This window comes from Mycetocola sp. CAN_C7 (genome assembly GCF_015752285.1).
Taxonomy (GTDB): domain Bacteria; phylum Actinomycetota; class Actinomycetes; order Actinomycetales; family Microbacteriaceae; genus Mycetocola_A.
In genome coordinates this window covers 34,496-48,872 of record NZ_JADOUY010000005.1, presented here as the reverse complement: position 1 = coordinate 48,872, position 14,377 = coordinate 34,496, and the positions used below count along the sequence as shown (strand labels likewise).

Annotated in this window: 14 protein-coding genes and 1 tRNA gene; 1 reads left to right on the top strand and 14 read right to left on the bottom strand. The window is 67.6% G+C overall.

Annotated features, from left to right (window positions below; genetic code table 11):
- Nucleotides 1-10: 10 nt before the first annotated feature.
- From IWX78_RS12105 to topA, 9 genes are all read right to left on the bottom strand, one after another.
- A complete protein-coding gene (locus IWX78_RS12105) occupies nucleotides 11-625 on the bottom strand; it encodes an isochorismatase family protein (protein ID WP_196833797.1) in 615 nt (204 codons plus the stop codon).
- A 164-nt stretch (nucleotides 626-789) separates the two neighbouring features.
- Complete coding sequence (dacB, locus tag IWX78_RS12100) at nucleotides 790-2,313, bottom strand: D-alanyl-D-alanine carboxypeptidase/D-alanyl-D-alanine endopeptidase (protein ID WP_334684714.1); 1,524 nt, start codon at nucleotides 2,311-2,313, stop codon at nucleotides 790-792.
- Nucleotides 2,314-2,347: 34 nt separating this feature from the next.
- Nucleotides 2,348-3,334, bottom strand: coding sequence for a Gfo/Idh/MocA family protein (locus IWX78_RS12095; protein ID WP_196833796.1), 987 nt, complete (start codon nucleotides 3,332-3,334; stop codon nucleotides 2,348-2,350).
- A gap of 103 nt (nucleotides 3,335-3,437) precedes the next feature.
- A complete protein-coding gene (locus IWX78_RS12090) occupies nucleotides 3,438-3,755 on the bottom strand; it encodes a hypothetical protein (RefSeq protein ID WP_196833795.1) in 318 nt (105 codons plus the stop codon).
- Nucleotides 3,756-3,832: 77 nt separating this feature from the next.
- A tRNA-Thr gene (locus IWX78_RS12085) sits at nucleotides 3,833-3,908 on the bottom strand.
- 67 nt (nucleotides 3,909-3,975) lie between these two features.
- A complete protein-coding gene (locus IWX78_RS12080) occupies nucleotides 3,976-5,541 on the bottom strand; it encodes an alpha/beta hydrolase (protein WP_334684713.1) in 1,566 nt (521 codons plus the stop codon).
- A gap of 46 nt (nucleotides 5,542-5,587) precedes the next feature.
- Nucleotides 5,588-6,730 carry a DNA polymerase III subunit delta' gene (locus IWX78_RS12075; protein ID WP_196833793.1) on the bottom strand — a complete coding sequence of 381 codons (1,143 nt, stop codon included), beginning with the start codon at nucleotides 6,728-6,730 and terminating at the stop codon, nucleotides 5,588-5,590.
- Between the two features lie 244 nt (nucleotides 6,731-6,974).
- Nucleotides 6,975-7,604, bottom strand: a complete 630-nt coding sequence (gene tmk, locus IWX78_RS12070; RefSeq protein ID WP_196833792.1) for a dTMP kinase — start codon at nucleotides 7,602-7,604, stop codon at nucleotides 6,975-6,977.
- The gene (topA, locus tag IWX78_RS12065; protein WP_196833791.1) at nucleotides 7,604-10,486 is read right to left on the bottom strand and encodes a type I DNA topoisomerase; all 2,883 of its coding nucleotides are present in this window, start codon (nucleotides 10,484-10,486) and stop codon (nucleotides 7,604-7,606) included. Before topA ends, tmk begins: the two co-directional genes overlap by 1 nt.
- A gap of 120 nt (nucleotides 10,487-10,606) precedes the next feature.
- Here topA and IWX78_RS12060 point away from each other — a divergent pair, with 120 nt between their 5' ends.
- The gene (locus IWX78_RS12060) at nucleotides 10,607-10,849 is read left to right on the top strand and encodes a hypothetical protein (protein ID WP_196833790.1); all 243 of its coding nucleotides are present in this window, start codon (nucleotides 10,607-10,609) and stop codon (nucleotides 10,847-10,849) included.
- Here IWX78_RS12060 and IWX78_RS12055 read toward each other — a convergent pair.
- The 5 genes from IWX78_RS12055 to IWX78_RS12035 all read right to left on the bottom strand — a co-directional run bounded on the left by IWX78_RS12055 (nucleotide 10,846) and on the right by IWX78_RS12035 (nucleotide 14,125).
- The gene (locus tag IWX78_RS12055) at nucleotides 10,846-11,214 is read right to left on the bottom strand and encodes an Rv3654c family TadE-like protein (RefSeq protein ID WP_196833789.1); all 369 of its coding nucleotides are present in this window, start codon (nucleotides 11,212-11,214) and stop codon (nucleotides 10,846-10,848) included. The two genes, IWX78_RS12060 and IWX78_RS12055, sit on opposite strands and share 4 nt — an antisense overlap.
- A 47-nt stretch (nucleotides 11,215-11,261) precedes the next feature.
- Nucleotides 11,262-11,756 carry a TadE family type IV pilus minor pilin gene (locus tag IWX78_RS12050; protein ID WP_196833788.1) on the bottom strand — a complete coding sequence of 165 codons (495 nt, stop codon included), beginning with the start codon at nucleotides 11,754-11,756 and terminating at the stop codon, nucleotides 11,262-11,264.
- Nucleotides 11,757-11,758: 2 nt separating this feature from the next.
- Complete coding sequence (locus tag IWX78_RS12045; protein ID WP_196833787.1) at nucleotides 11,759-11,956, bottom strand: DUF4244 domain-containing protein; 198 nt, start codon at nucleotides 11,954-11,956, stop codon at nucleotides 11,759-11,761.
- A gap of 109 nt (nucleotides 11,957-12,065) precedes the next feature.
- The gene (locus IWX78_RS12040; protein WP_196833786.1) at nucleotides 12,066-13,052 is read right to left on the bottom strand and encodes a type II secretion system F family protein; all 987 of its coding nucleotides are present in this window, start codon (nucleotides 13,050-13,052) and stop codon (nucleotides 12,066-12,068) included.
- Nucleotides 13,049-14,125, bottom strand: a complete 1,077-nt coding sequence (locus IWX78_RS12035; protein ID WP_196833785.1) for a TadA family conjugal transfer-associated ATPase — start codon at nucleotides 14,123-14,125, stop codon at nucleotides 13,049-13,051. The genes IWX78_RS12040 and IWX78_RS12035 overlap by 4 nt, the downstream gene beginning before the upstream one ends.
- Between the last annotated feature and the right edge of the window lie 252 nt (nucleotides 14,126-14,377).

The window sequence follows — 14,377 nt, the reverse complement described above, 5'->3', positions numbered from 1 at the left end:
GTTGCGAATGTCAGTCGGCGTCGACTCCAGTGTCTGAGGCGACGAGAACCGCCCCGGCGTGCCCCATCTCGGCGAGCGCCGTGTCGCTGGTCTCCCGCGCGACCCCGGCGATGAGGTCGGTGAAGACCCGAACGTGCCTGCCGTGTTCGACGGCATCGAGAACGGATGCCCGCACGCAGTAGTCGGTCGCGATGCCGGCGACGTCGACCTCGGTGACACCGTGCGCGTCGAGCACCTCACCGACGGTGGCCCCGTCTGAGGCGCCGCCGTCGACGTGGCCGTCGAAGATCGAGTAGGCGGGTTCGCCCTGCCCCTTCTTCACGTGCAGCGTGATCGCCGACCGGTCGAGCGCGGGGTGGTAGTCGGCACCCGGGGTTCCTGCGACGCAGTGGACGGGCCAGGTGTCGAGAAAGTCGGGCTCATCGCCGACCGGGGCGAAATGCCCACCGTTGTCTCCGTCGGCATTGTGCCAGTCACGAGAGGCGATGACGAGGGAGTAGTCGCTGGCGGCGCGCTCGAGGTACGACGTGAGGTGGGCGGCAACGGCCGCCCCGCCGTCGACGCCGAGTGCACCGCCCTCGGTGAAGTCGTTTTGCACGTCGATGATGAACAGTGCCCTGGTCATGGTGCCCCTCCCCGCTACGGTTGTCTCTTTTCAGCGTACAGGCGAGGCTTCCCGTCTCGCTCGACAGCTGGGAGCGCAGCAACGCGCGCGCAGCAGCTGGGGTGCCCCGGGGACTATTCGTGAGGTTTCAGCACCGACCCCTGCTGACCGTGCGCGCCACTCATCTAGGTGTTCGAGAGGTTGCCGCCGCAGCGGTAGAACGCCGTCGTCAGCGTGTCTATGGCCGTTCGGGCGTTCCCGCCGACGCGTCCGGTGGCATAGATCGCGAAGATCAGCGTCGACCCGTCTGCGGCATCGATGATCCCCGTGAGCGTGTACGCCGACGAGATCGACCCGGATTTCGCCCTCACGTGCCCGCGTGCGACGGCGTTGTCGCCGAAGAACCGGTTGGAGTAGTTGAGAGTGCCGGACTGCCCGGCCACCGGGAGGCCGTCACGAATGATGCCGAGGGCTCCCTCACGTGCGTTGATCTGGAGGAACAGTGAAGTGAAGTACGACGGCGGCACAGCGTTGTTGCGGCTCATCCCCGAGCCGTCAGCGATCCGAAGACCGCTCGTGCTGACCCCGTACACCTGCAGCGCCTGCGGGATCGCCGTCGCCAGGGCATCGATCGTGTTGCCGACGCCGAGCTCGATGGCGACGTGGCGCGCGATCATCTCCGCCAGGGAGTTGTCCGACGGGATGAGGAACTGCGGGATCAGCGTCGACAGCGGCTGCGAGAAAACGGATGCCAGTTCGGCGGCACCGGCCGGCGCCGTTCCCTGTTCGACGGACACGCCGCCGAAGTACTCGGCGAACGCCGACCCTGCGCGACCGACGGGGTCGTCGCCACGCGGGGAGAGGAAGACGCGGGGATCGGCCCGGTCGGCGTCGACCTGGAGCGCCGTGATGTGGGACAGCCAGCCGGTCCCGCGTTCGGTGGGTGGCCAGGTGTCACCCCAGGTCGTGCCGCCGAAGTAGCTCGAGTCGAGGACGATGCGGCTCACCGGCGTGCCCGGGAACCGGGCGTCCCACGCCGTCCTCGCTTTCGCGGCGAGGTCGTCGAGGTGGGCAGCACCGGTGTAGACCGGTTCCTGCCCAGACGGCAGGCGGGTGAGAGTGAGGTCTCCCCCGCCGACGAGCACCATTGTTCCGGCTTCTGCACCGGCGACGACACGGGTCGCGGCCCGGAAGTCCGGGCCGAGAACCTGAAGCGCAGCCGCCGCCGTCAGTACCTTCATCGAGCTCGCGGTCTGCGATGCGGTGGCGGAGTCCCTGTCGAACATCAGCTGCCCGTCGGCCGCGTTGAGCACCCGCGCCTGCAGCGTGCCGAACCGGGGATCCGAGAGCAGCCCGGCGACCGAGCAGGTGCGGAGCGGAGACGCCGCCTGTTCGATGGTCGACACCGGTCGCGGCGGAGGAGTCGGGGTCGGGGAGGGTGTCGCCGTCGTCGGCGCCGGTGAGGCTGCCACACTGGCTGGCACGGCGGTCGCCGCTCCGAGCGCGACGGCTCCTCCCCCGAGCGTGGCGAACGCGGCGACCGTTGCCACGGCCAGCCAGGCCGTGCGGTGACGGCCGAAAACCGCACCGATACCGCCGCGGCGGTGGGCGGCGGCTCGCGTTCGCGGCTCGCCCGACGTCACATCCGTCTCGATCGACAGCCCGGTCGGGTCGTCGTCGGCGGGGTCGCCGGGCATCGCGTCTCGCACCCGTCGATTTTAGCTCCCGGGCCTGCGACCGGGGTTATTCGCCCGGGTACACGAGCCCGATCTGCCGGCGGATGTCGTCGAGAGTTCCGAGGATCGACACCGTCTCGGCGTGAGGGAGAAGGTCGGACTCGAGTTCTCCGACGGCGACGAGACGCTCGAGTTCGAGTGCCTGATACTGCATCCCGCGGCCGACGACCGTGGACGTGTAGGTCTCGAGAACCTCGTCGGAGTTGTTGTAGACGGTGAACGACGTCGGTGTGTACCAGACGGCGTCGATGTCGATCCGCCCCTCGGTGCCGAGAATGCTGGCGACGTTCGGCCCGTGCGCGTCTGCCGCCGAGAACGTGGTGGCGATGCGGCCGTCCCCGTAGGTGAAGATCGAGGCCACGCTCGCGTCTGCCCCGGTCTCGCGGAAGGTCGCGGATGCCGTGATCTGGGCCGGAGTGCCGAAGATCGCACTGGCGAAGGAGATCGGGTAGATGCCGAGGTCGAGAAGTGCGCCGCCGCCGAGTTCGAGCGAGTTGAGTCGGTGCGTCGGGTCGGAGGGGAGGTGCTGGGTGTGGTCGGCCACCACGGACCGGAGCTCACCGATCGTGCCTTCGGCGATGATTTCGCGGATGCGTGCCATGTGGGGCAGGAATCGGGTCCACATCGCTTCGAGAACGACGAGTCCGAGTTCGCGGGCACGAGCGGTGACCGCTTCGGCCTCCGGCTTGTTGAGGGTGAACGGTTTCTCGACCAGCACGTGCTTGCCGGCCTCGAGCGCGAGCAAAGCCTGGGCAGCATGGAACGGGTGAGGGGTGGCGATGTAGATCGCGTCGACCTCCGGGTCGGCGACGAGATCCTCATAGCTCGAGTGCACATTCGGCGCGCCGAACTTTTCCGCGAATGCGGACGCGGTCTCGATCCGACGGGATCCGACCGCCTGCAGGGTGAGTCCGTTGAGGACGAGGTCGTTGGCGAATGCCTGGGCGATGCCGCCCGGCCCGAGAATGCCCCAGCGGAGCCCAGTTGTAGTCACCGGTTCAGACTACTGGCGTCACCGACCGGGAGGCCACACCTGGCAGCACGTTCGCAACCGGGCTCGAACCGATCTACGTGCTGACGGTCGGCTGAGCCTCGCGTTACCCGCTGTGGCCGGGTGGAGCCTTCGGCCGGGTGAGCGGCGGCGGTTGCCGCGCGGTGCCGCCACCTGTCATGAGGAACTGCGGCGGCAGCGACCGCTCGTACAGCCCGTAGACGTTCTGCACCGCCTCCTCGGCGCTGCCCCAGTAACCGACGAGATCGCGCTGCGCCGGGTCGGAATGCCACGTCACGGCACGAAAATACAGCTCGCGCGATGCTCCGAGCCTGAGCCGCCTGACGACCGCGATCGGCTCCTTCGACGCCGAATGTGTGACGACCCATTCAACGGGGGTGGTGACGTTGGAGAGGTCGGGCATGACCCCGAGAGTAGATCCAGCGGCTGACATCGGCTGCCCGGAAACCACACGACCCCCTCCGTGGGGAGGGGGTCAGATGGAGCCGCCTGTGGGAATCGAACCCACGACCTTTTCATTACGAGTGAAACGCTCTGCCGACTGAGCTAAGGCGGCGTGTTTCGCGTCAGCCCGAGAGCTTCTGCGACGCACAGCTTACGATCTTACCCGGTGTTTCGAACTCTCACGAACACTCGGGGTCGGCGTCAGGTACGGTTCCATTGATGAGGTAGTCGTCGACGACGTCGTTCACACAACTGCTGCCCTTGTTGTACGCGGTGTGTCCTTCGCCCTCGTAGGTGACGAGCACTCCGCTCTCGAGTTGCTCGGCCAGGGCCTCGGCCCAGATGTACGGGGTGGCGGGATCGTTGGTCGCGCCGATCACCAGGATGGGAGACGCGCCCTCGGCGTGGATCTCGTCGCGGGGTGCGCCGTCCGCGTATGGCCAGTTGGCGCAGCCGATGTCTCCGAAGCTGAAGTACGGGCCGATCACCGGTGCGGCCTCGGCCAGTTGAGCGGCCTCGGCCTCCATCCGTGCCGGATCGGCGTCGTAAGTGTAGTCACGGCAGTTGTAGGCGTTGAACGCCTCCGTCGAGTTGTCGGCGTAACCGCCGTCGGGGTTACGGCCGTTGTAAGCGTCTGCGAACGAGAACGCGTAGTCGGCGTTGCCGTTCATCACGTCTGCGAGCATCTCGCTGAGCAGCGGCCAGCCCTGTTCAGGCGAGTACAGCGGGTAGATGATCGCCGTCAGGAGCGAGTTCGATCCGAGCTTGCGACCGTCTTCGGCAGTGATCGGCGTTTCACCGACGGATGCCAGCAGGGCGCCGATTGTCGTCAGCGCCTCGCTCGTGCTCCCGCTGAACGGGCACTCGCTCGTTCCGATGCACGCGTCGAGGTACGCAGAGAGTGCGCTCTCGAATCCCTTCGCCTGCGTCTCGTTCACCTCGTAGATGCTCGACGACGGGTCGATGGCCCCGTCGAGGACGAGCCGGCCGACCTTGTCTGGGTACAACTCGGCGTAGGTTGCCCCGAGGAAGGTGCCGTAGGAGTAGCCCAGGTAGTTGAGCTTCGGGTCGCCGAGGAGGGCGCGCAGCAGGTCGAGGTCGCGGGCTGCACTCACCGTGGTCACGAATTCGAGCGCGTCGCCCGTGTTCTCGGCGCAGGCATCCGCGAATTCCTGCGAACTGGCGGTGACCTCATCGATCCATGCCGCGCTGCCGCGTTCGCCATCGGCGATGCCGTAGAGATAGTCGTCCATCTGGTCGGCGTCGAGGCACGACACCGGAGTCGACCTGCTGACGCCTCGCGGGTCGAACCCGACGATGTCGAAGTTGTCCTGCAGCCGTTCATCCGTGGCGAAGTCGATCGTCTGTGCGACGAGGTCGAAACCGGATGCCCCAGGGCCGCCCGGGTTGAGGAGCAGCGATCCGATCGCGTCTCCGCCACTCGCCCGCTGACGAACCAGCTCAAGTTCGATGTCTCCGTCTTCGGGGTTCTCCCAGTCCATCGGAGCCGTCGCCGTGGCGCACTGGAACCCGTCGCTGCCGCAGCCCGACCAGCTGAGCTGCTGCTCGTAGAACGGGCGCAGGTTCTCGGCGACGTCTTCCTGGGTCGGTGTCGACGTGGCGACCGGCTGATCGCTGGGGAAGAAGGCGGTCACACAGCCGCTGAGCGTGAGGGCCAGTCCGGCGGACAACGCCAGAAGCGCCATCCGCGGACGTCGGCGGATGGTCCTTGGGGTGCTTGTCACGGAAGAGTCTCCACTGCGTCGGGATGGTCGGCGTACCGCCATGAGTTCATCGTATGGCTGTGACGAGCATGGACTCGAGGGCGAGCGCGGGGGCGACGTTGCCCTCGATGCGCTCACGGGCCTCCTGGATGGCATCCATGGTGGTCATCGTCTCTGCCGGGGTGCTGGCGTCGCCCGCCGCGGTGAGTTCAGCGATCAGCTCGCGGTTGATGAGTGTTTCGGACCGGCCGAGCTGCAGCATGATGATGTCGCGGTAGAGCGAGAGCAGGTCGACGAGAATGCGGTCGATACCGTCGCGCAGGCTGCGGGTGGCCCGCCGTTTCTGGTCGTCTTCGAGCGCGCGGATCTGAGAGCGGAGGGCTGGAGGCAGGGTCTGCCCTGGTTCGACACCGAGCGATCGCAGTGCATGCTCGCGTTCCTCGGCGTCACGCTGTTCGGTGTACGCCTTGGCGTCGTCTCCGGCGACGGCGAGCATACGGGCGGCCGCGAGCACCGCATCGGAGACGGTGCGGATGCCGAGGGCTGCGTGGAGCGTTTCGTCTCGCCTGGCGCGCGCGCCTGCGTCGGTGGCGAGGCGGTGCGCCATGCCAACGTGGGACTGGGCCTGGCGGGCGGCCCGCTCCGCGAGCTCGGCGTCGACGCCGTCACGACGCACGATGAGGTCGGCGACCTCGGCGATGTCGGGGACTCGCAGGCGGATCGCGCGGACCCGGGACCTGATGGTGGGGATCAGGTCGGCCTCGCTCGGCGCGCAGAGCACCCAGACGGTGCGCTCCGGGGGTTCTTCGAGAGCCTTGAGCAGCACGTTCGAGGTGCGCTCCGCCATGCGGTCGGCATCTTCGATGACCATCACCCGGTAGCGGCCGACCGCTGGGGAGAACTGCGAGCTGCGGACGAGTTCACGCACCTCGTCGATCTTGATGATGACGTTGGAGGTGGCGAGCACGGTGAGGTCGGGGTGGGTGCGCGCGTCGACCTGGGCGGCGGTCACCGGGTCGCCGTCGGCCTCCCGGCTGAGCAGGGCGGCGGCGAACGCGTATGCCAGGTTTGAGCGGCCGGATCCGGGCGGCCCCGTGATCAGCCAGGCGTGGGTCATGGCGCCGTGGGCGTCTCCGCCACGGTCTGCGGCGGCATCCTGCAGCAACGAGACGGCATCTGCCTGCCCGATGACGTCATCCCAGTTGGCCATGTCTCCAGCCTACCGGGACCCTCCGACCCCGAATCCTGCCCGCATCGCGAGCCTGGCACGCGGCATCCGCTCGCCTGGGCGGCTTCGGTGCGGACCACAAATTCAGGAGATTGCTGCAAATTCAGGAGTTTCGTGCCGCCACGCCGTATGGGAGCGCTCCCACCACGGCGGGTCGCGAGAATCTCCTGAATTTGCAGTCAGAACAGCGGGTTGCAGGAGCTGGTGCTGCAGCAGCCGGTGCCGTCTACAGCAGCGAGGCTACCCGCGAACGGATGCTCGCGGCGAGCGTCGCGACCGCATCCGTTGCGTCGAGCACGAGAAAACGTTCCGGTTCGGCAGCGGCGAGGTCGAGGTAGACCTCCCGCACTCGGCGGTGGAAGGTCGCGGCCTCGTTCTCGAGCCGGTCGAAACGGGTGCGCGCCGAATCGAGTCGCAGCCTGGCCGCGCTTTCGTCGAGGTCGAGCAGGATCGTCAGGTCGGGCAGGAGCCCGCCGGTCGCCCACATCGAAAGGTCGCGGACCTCGTCCATGCCGAGGTCGCGCCCGGCACCCTGGTAGGCGACGGATGAGTCGAGGTAACGGTCCTGGATGACCACGTCGCCGCGTTCGAGAGCCGGCCGGACCTTCGTCGCGATGTGATGCGCACGGTCGGCGGCGTAGAGCAGAGCCTCGGCCCGCGGCGCGATGTCACCACGGTGGTGCAACACGATTTCGCGGATCTCCACACCCACCTCGGTGCCACCGGGTTCGCGGGTGCGGATGACCTCACGGCCCTGCTCCCGCAGCCACGACTCGAGTCCGGCCGCCTGGGTGGATTTTCCCGAACCGTCACCACCCTCGAGGGTGATGAACAGTCCGGGGTACGCCTCAGCCACTACTCCGCCGGGGTCGGCTTCGCGGCCGGTTTGCGCGCTGCAGGTTTCGTGGCTGTCGCCGCTGAGACACCCGTCTTCGCCGTCGCTGCCTTCTTCGCGGCAGCAGCGGTCGGCTTCTTCGCAGCAGGCTTTTTCGCGGCCGGCTTCTTCGCGGCGGGCTTCTTCGCAGCCGGCTTCTTGGCCGGGGCCTTCTTGCGCGGAGCGGCAGGTCCCTTCGCACGCTTGTCGGCGAGCAGCTGAACAGCGCGGTCGAAGTCGACGTCCTCAACCGATTCGGCCTTGGGAATGGTCGCGTTGGTCTCGCCGTCAGTGACGTACGGGCCGAAACGGCCGTCTTTCACCTTGATCGGCTTGCCACTGACCGGGTCGGCCTCGAACTCCTTGAGCGCACTCGACGCACGGCGGTTTCCGTACTTCGGCTGCGCGAAGATCTCGAGCGCTCCTGGCAGTTCGATGTCGAAGATCTGGTCTTCGTTCTCGAGCGAACGCGAGTCCGTTCCCTTTTTCAGGTACGGGCCGAAACGGCCGTTCTGGGCCGTGATCTCTTCACCGGATTCCGGGTCGGCACCGACGACGCGGGGCAGCGACAGGAGTTTGAGCGCGGTGTCGAGGTCGATCTGATCGAGAGCCATCGATTTGAAGAGGGATGCCGTCCGCGGCTTCACCGCTGCGGCTTTCTTCTTCGCCGGCGCCTTTTTCCTGGGGGCATCCGTCACCTCACCGGTGGCGAGGTCGACGGCCGGCTCCTCGGAGACCTCTGGTTCGAGCTCGGTCACGTATGGACCGAACCGGCCGTCCTTCGCGACGATTTCCTTGTTGTTCTCCGGGTTCACGCCGATGACGCGGTCGGTGAGCACGGGGGCGTCGATGAGTTCCTGCGCCTTGGCGAGGGTGAGCTCGTCAGGGGCGAGGTCTTCGGGGATGTTGATCCGGCGGGGAACGGCGGGTTCGCCGTCTGCCTGTGGGGGCGCCGAGGCATCCGTCACTTCGAGGTAGGGGCCGTACTTGCCGATCCGGATCGTCACCGTATCGCTGAGGCGCATCGAGTTGATCTCTCGCGCGTCGATCTCGCCGAGGTTGTCGACGACGGTGCGCAGACCGCGGTGGTCACCGCCACCGTAATAGAAGGACTTGAGCCATTCGGTGCGGTCCTGCTCGCCACCGGCGATGCGGTCGAGGTCCTCTTCCATCTCGGCGGTGAAGTCGTACTGGATGAGATCGTTGAAGTGCTCTTCGAGCAGACGGACAACGCTGAACGCAATCCACGACGGGATGAGCGCCTGTCCGCGGGCGGTGACATAACCCCGGTCGGTGATCGTCGCGATCGTCTGCGCGTAGGTCGACGGGCGACCGATGCCCAGCTCTTCTAGCGTCTTGACGAGGCTTGCCTCCGTGTACCGCGGGGGCGGCGACGTCTCGTGGCCCTTCGCTTCGACGTCGGTGAGCTGCAGTTTCTGACCCTGGGTCAGTGGCGGCAGCTTGGCTTCGCGGGCAGCGTTGTCGCTCGCGTTGCGTTCTTCGTCCTGGCCCTCTTCGTATGCGTGCAGGAACCCACGGAACGTGATGACGGTTCCGGATGCCGTCAGCTCGGCGAGCGTGTCGCCTGCCTGAGCCTCGATCGTGACCGTCGCGGTCTGACCCTTGGCGTCGGCCATCTGGCTGGCGACGGTGCGCTTCCAGATCAGTTCGTAGAGCTTGAAGTCCTGGCCGCGCAGGCTGCCGGTCAGCGACGACGGCGTACGGAAGGTGTCACCGGACGGGCGGATGGCCTCGTGGGCTTCCTGCGCGCTCTTGTTCTTGCCGGAGTAGAGCCGCGGCTTGTCCGGGATCGTCTCGGCACCGTAGAGCGCCGTCGCCTGGTCGCGTGCCGCCTTGATCGCCTGGCCCGAGAGCGAAGGCGAGTCGGTACGCATATAGGTGATGTACCCGTTTTCGTAGAGCGACTGGGCGACGCTCATCGTCTGCCGTGCCGAGAACCGCAGCTTGCGGGCTGCTTCCTGCTGCAGGGTCGACGTGGTGAACGGGGCTGCGGGGCGGCGCGAGTACGGCTTCGACTCGACCTTCGACACGACGGCGGATGCTGCAGGGTCGGCGAGAGCGGCGGCGATCGTCTGAGCGCGCTGCTCGTCGAGCGGTACGGCCTTGCCGGTGAGTTTTCCGGTGTCGTCGAAGTCACGTCCGGTGGCGATCCGCTGGCCGTCGAGTCGGACGAGGCGCGACTCGAAGTGGGTGGCGTCTGCGTCAGGCGCGGCCTGGGCGGTGAGGTCCCAGTAGGAAGCGGCGGTGAACGCAAGACGTTCCCGCTCACGATCGACGATGAGACGGGTCGCGGCGGACTGCACGCGGCCGGCCGAGAGGCTGGGACCCACTTTGCGCCAGAGCACCGGGGAGATCTCGTACCCATAGATACGGTCGAGGATGCGTCGGGTTTCCTGAGCGTCGACGAGCGCGACGTCGAGGTCGCGGGTGTTGTCTTTGGCGGCGAGGATCGCGTCTTTGGTGATCTCGTGGAAGACCATGCGTTTGACGGGGACCTTCGGCTGGAGCACCTGCAGCAAGTGCCAGGCGATCGCCTCGCCTTCGCGGTCCTCATCAGTCGCGAGCAGGAGTTCGTCGGCGTTCTTCAGAGCCCGCTTGAGCTCTGCCACCGTCTTCTTCTTGTTGTCGGAAACCACGTAGTACGGTTCGAAGTCATTCTCGACGTCGACCGCGAACTTGCCGAGGGCGCCCTTCTTGAGTTCAGCCGGGAGGTTCTTGGGCTCGGCAAGGTCACGGATGTGTCCGACCGAGCTGAGAACCTCATAGCCGTCGCCCAGATACCCGGCGATCGACTTCATTTTGGTCGGCGACTCTACAATGACCAGCTTTTTTGTGCCTGGCACCCGACTCCCTTCGTCGTGCACACCATACACACCCTTTCCCGGTGTCCACCTAATCAGCGTGCGGCGTCACAACCGCGTTCCCCTCTTGATAAGGCGGCAGGAAAGAGCAGAATGGGGGCTATGAGCGCATCAACGACGACCACGTACACAGCGAAGCTCACCGACGGGCCGCTTGAGGGCAAGACCCTGTCGGCGGACTTCTCCGAGTCTGGTGAGCCTCGGCCCACCGTCGACATCGCCGCGCAGGGCGGGAAGACCTATGTCTATGCGCGAACCTCGGGTCAGGAATTCGAGTCGGAGGACTCGGACCGCCCGAGCGCGGTGAACTACCGCTACCTGACGACGAACTTCGACGGCGACTAACCACTCCCTTCGTTTTGGGGCGGTCCGGCACGCGCCGCCATCGTGACGACCACGCCGAGCACTGTTCTCGACGCGGTCACCCTGACCTCCACCCCGTCGACGGAGCACTCACCGAGGTCAGCCCCGTTGAGCCTGGCCGCTCGCGCTGCGTTGGTGCATGGCGAGCCGGGAACGAGACCGGATGCCGTGTCAGCGGCGGCGAGCGCCGCAGCGTCTGCCGCGTTGGCCGTGAGCTGCCGCGTGGTCAGCGCCGCGTTGAGCGGGAGCGCGAGCCCGGTCAGGAGCAGCACGGCCGCGACGAGGGCGACGGCGAGTACGGAGCCGGACCCGCGCTCGGAGCACGCCTGGTGATGTTCCCCGGCCATCTGTGTCCTTTCCCGTCGCCTGAGGGCTGATTCCCTCCGCCTGCGGCTCACAACCCACCGGCGAGCGCGCAGCTGGACGCCTGCACCCGCACCCCTGCCAGGCCTGCCGGGCCGATGCCGGCCGGCGCGCTGAGCAGAACGCAGACGAAGTCTCCCTCCGTCGAGCGGCTCATCGACGCCGTCGGAACAGCCCGACTCACCCGAGCCGCTGCCACCCCGGCTGAATCGCCACGGGCGAGCGTGCGGGCGGCATCCGCGGCGGCATCCGCCAGACGCACCTGCTGTGACGCAACCTGAACCGCCCCGAGGCAACACGCCAGGACGAGGATGACCGCCGGAACGGCGACCGCGAACTCGGCAGCGGCACTTCCGCCGTCGCGTTCGGCCGGATGCTCCGCTCGACGACCCGCCGGATGTTCGAATCGATCATCAGCTGGAAGCCCTGCCTCCGGACCGGCGCGGGTCCATCGCCCTTTCGGGCGTGCCCGGCGGCGGCCCGCCCGAACGGAACCGCCACCGAACCTTGCGCGGCTGACCCGCATGATCAGCCGTTCACCGTGAGCGCCCGACGTACGAGGTCGGTGAGAATCCCCCGGACCTCGTCGCTGCGCATGATCACGACGAGCAACCCGGCGAAACCCACCGCGGCCATCGTCGCGATCGCGTATTCGGCTGTCGCCGCACCGGAGTCGTCCGACAACCGCTGCCCCAGCCTGGTCACGTGTTCCCGAATTCGCGCCATGTCGTCCTTCTCTCTTTCTGCATCCGCGGATGCGCTGTCGTGGCGCGAGTACTGTCATCGTGCCCGGTCAGCCGGCGTGCGGACGGAACATTCGGAAACTGGGGGAATATCATCCGATTCCCCGCACGGTGGAGGACAACACGCTCATCATCAGCGGCGCGACCCCGACAAGCATGAACGCCGGGAGGATGCAGAGACCGAGCGGCAGCATCAGCCTCGCCGCGAGCGAAGCCGCCCCGAGTTGCGCGGCGGAGCGGGCGTCTCGTCGCGCCTGATCCGCTTCGCCCCGCAGGAGCTCGGCAGCGGGAACGCCCGCTGACTGCGACAGGGCGAGCACCCGGTCGATCGCGGCGCGGTCATCGGCCGCGACCGTCTCCGCAACCGGACGATAGGCGGAGAGCGCCGCCTCCACCACGCTCAGCGCACGGGGGACGGATGCCCCAGACGACATGGCTATCGATGTCAGGTCGACGGCCAACCCGGGCGCGCTCGATGGCGGGATGGACCGTCTGACCATCGCAGTCGACCACCGCCAGGCCGCCAGCACGAGAAGGACGGCGACCGTCAGGCAGGCGAGGCCTGGCACGGTCCCGAACAGCGTGCCGATGGTGTCGAAGCCGAGCAACAACCCGAACACCAGCCCGACAGCAGGCAACAGCATCACCAGTCGCGACGTCGCCCGCGGACCGGCAAGGGCCGCCTCGATGTCGCGTTGCGCCTGGCCGAGCGCCCGCTGCGACCGCGCGAGGTCCTTCAGACACCCGGCGAGCGGCGCCCCCGTCCCGATCGCCACCTCCCAGGCCGCCGCGACCGAGAGCCAGGCATCCGCCTCAGGGGAGGCCGGTGAACGACGACCGGACCGGCGAATCGCGCCGGCCCTCGCGCGATCAGCGATCGCATCGGCGATGCTTGCGCCGTTCAGTGCCGCGTCCGTCGCGGCCGCGACCACCCGGTCATCGAGCGTCGGCGGAGAGCGACGTCGTGCCCCTCCCGCCAGGTACGCCCAGGCTGCTGGCGGCGGCACACCCCCGGCGATCAGCACGGCGAGCCGTTCGGTGATCGCGGCCACCCTCTCGATCGGCGGCGTGGCGATCATGACGCCGCCGACTCCGCCCGGATCGCCAGACGGCCCTGTGCGTCGAGCTCGAACCGACCGTACTGGGTCAGCCGCCTGACCCCCTCGTGTCGTTCGAGATGGATCACGAGACCGATGGCGCTGACCGTCTGGCGGGCGACAGCATCCGGTGTCATCCCGGCGAGAGCGCCGAGCGCTTCGATCCGGGCGGGGACGTCCCTGACCGAGTTGGCATGCAACGTGCCAGCACCTCCATCGTGGCCGGTGTTCAACGCCGCCAGCAGTTCACGTACCTCAGCACCCCTGCACTCCCCGACGACCAGCCGATCGGGCCGCATCCGCAACGCCTCGCGCAGCAGCCGTTCGAGACCGATCGCCCCTGCGCCCTCGAGGTTCGCCTGGCGCGACTCCAGCGAGACGAAGTGCGGATGCTCCACTCCGAGTTCAGCGACGTCCTCGATCGCGACGATCCGCTCCCCCGGCGGAGCCTCGGCGAGCAGGGCACCGAGCAGGGTGGTCTTGCCCGAACCCCCGGCGCCAGTGACGAGCAGGTTCGTCCGCTCGGTCACTGCCGTCGCCAGACGGGCAAGGCCCGGCGCAGGGTCGACCCCGAACAGGCCGGCCTCGGCGAGTTCGGCCAGGCGAAACCGGCGCACCTGCGGCACTCGGATGCTGAGGAGCGTGCCGCAGACCGAGACCGGAGGGAGCACGACATGGATCCGTACTCCGCCGTGCAACCGCACGTCGACGCAGGGCGTCGCCTCGTCGACGTGGCGTCCACCCAGCGCAATGAGGCGAACGGCCAGTTCCCGGAGCGACCGTTCGGTCATCGTCCAGGCAGGATCACGATCAAGGCCTGATCCGCGGTCGACCCAGAGCCCGCCGTCGCCGTTGACGAAGAGATCGGTGACGTCGTCGCTCATGAGATACGGCGCGAGCGGGCCGAACTCGGCTGCCGTGCGCATCCGCGCCAGGCGCGCATCGGCTGGCTTTGCCTGTGCAGGGGCCGCCGCCCGCGTCGAGAGGATTCGCCCGCGTCTCGCGACGCTCCCGGCCAGAGCGAGTTGGGGTTCCGCCACGAAACGATCGGTCATGCCGTGACGCTAGGCGACCGGGCACTGCGGAACATGCCGCTGGCGGCATCCGTGGGATCGAGTGTTCAGGGAAGGCCCTGTTGAGGGGCGCACGTGGCACCCTCGACGCCGACGGGGATCTCGAAAAGTTAGAGGGCGACACCCATTGGGGGGAATGGATGCCGCCACACGCGACGCTCGATTGGGGGGAATCTGTACGTCGCACGCACGAATTAAGAATTCGGCCGTGGCCAAGTGTACGCGGAAACAGCG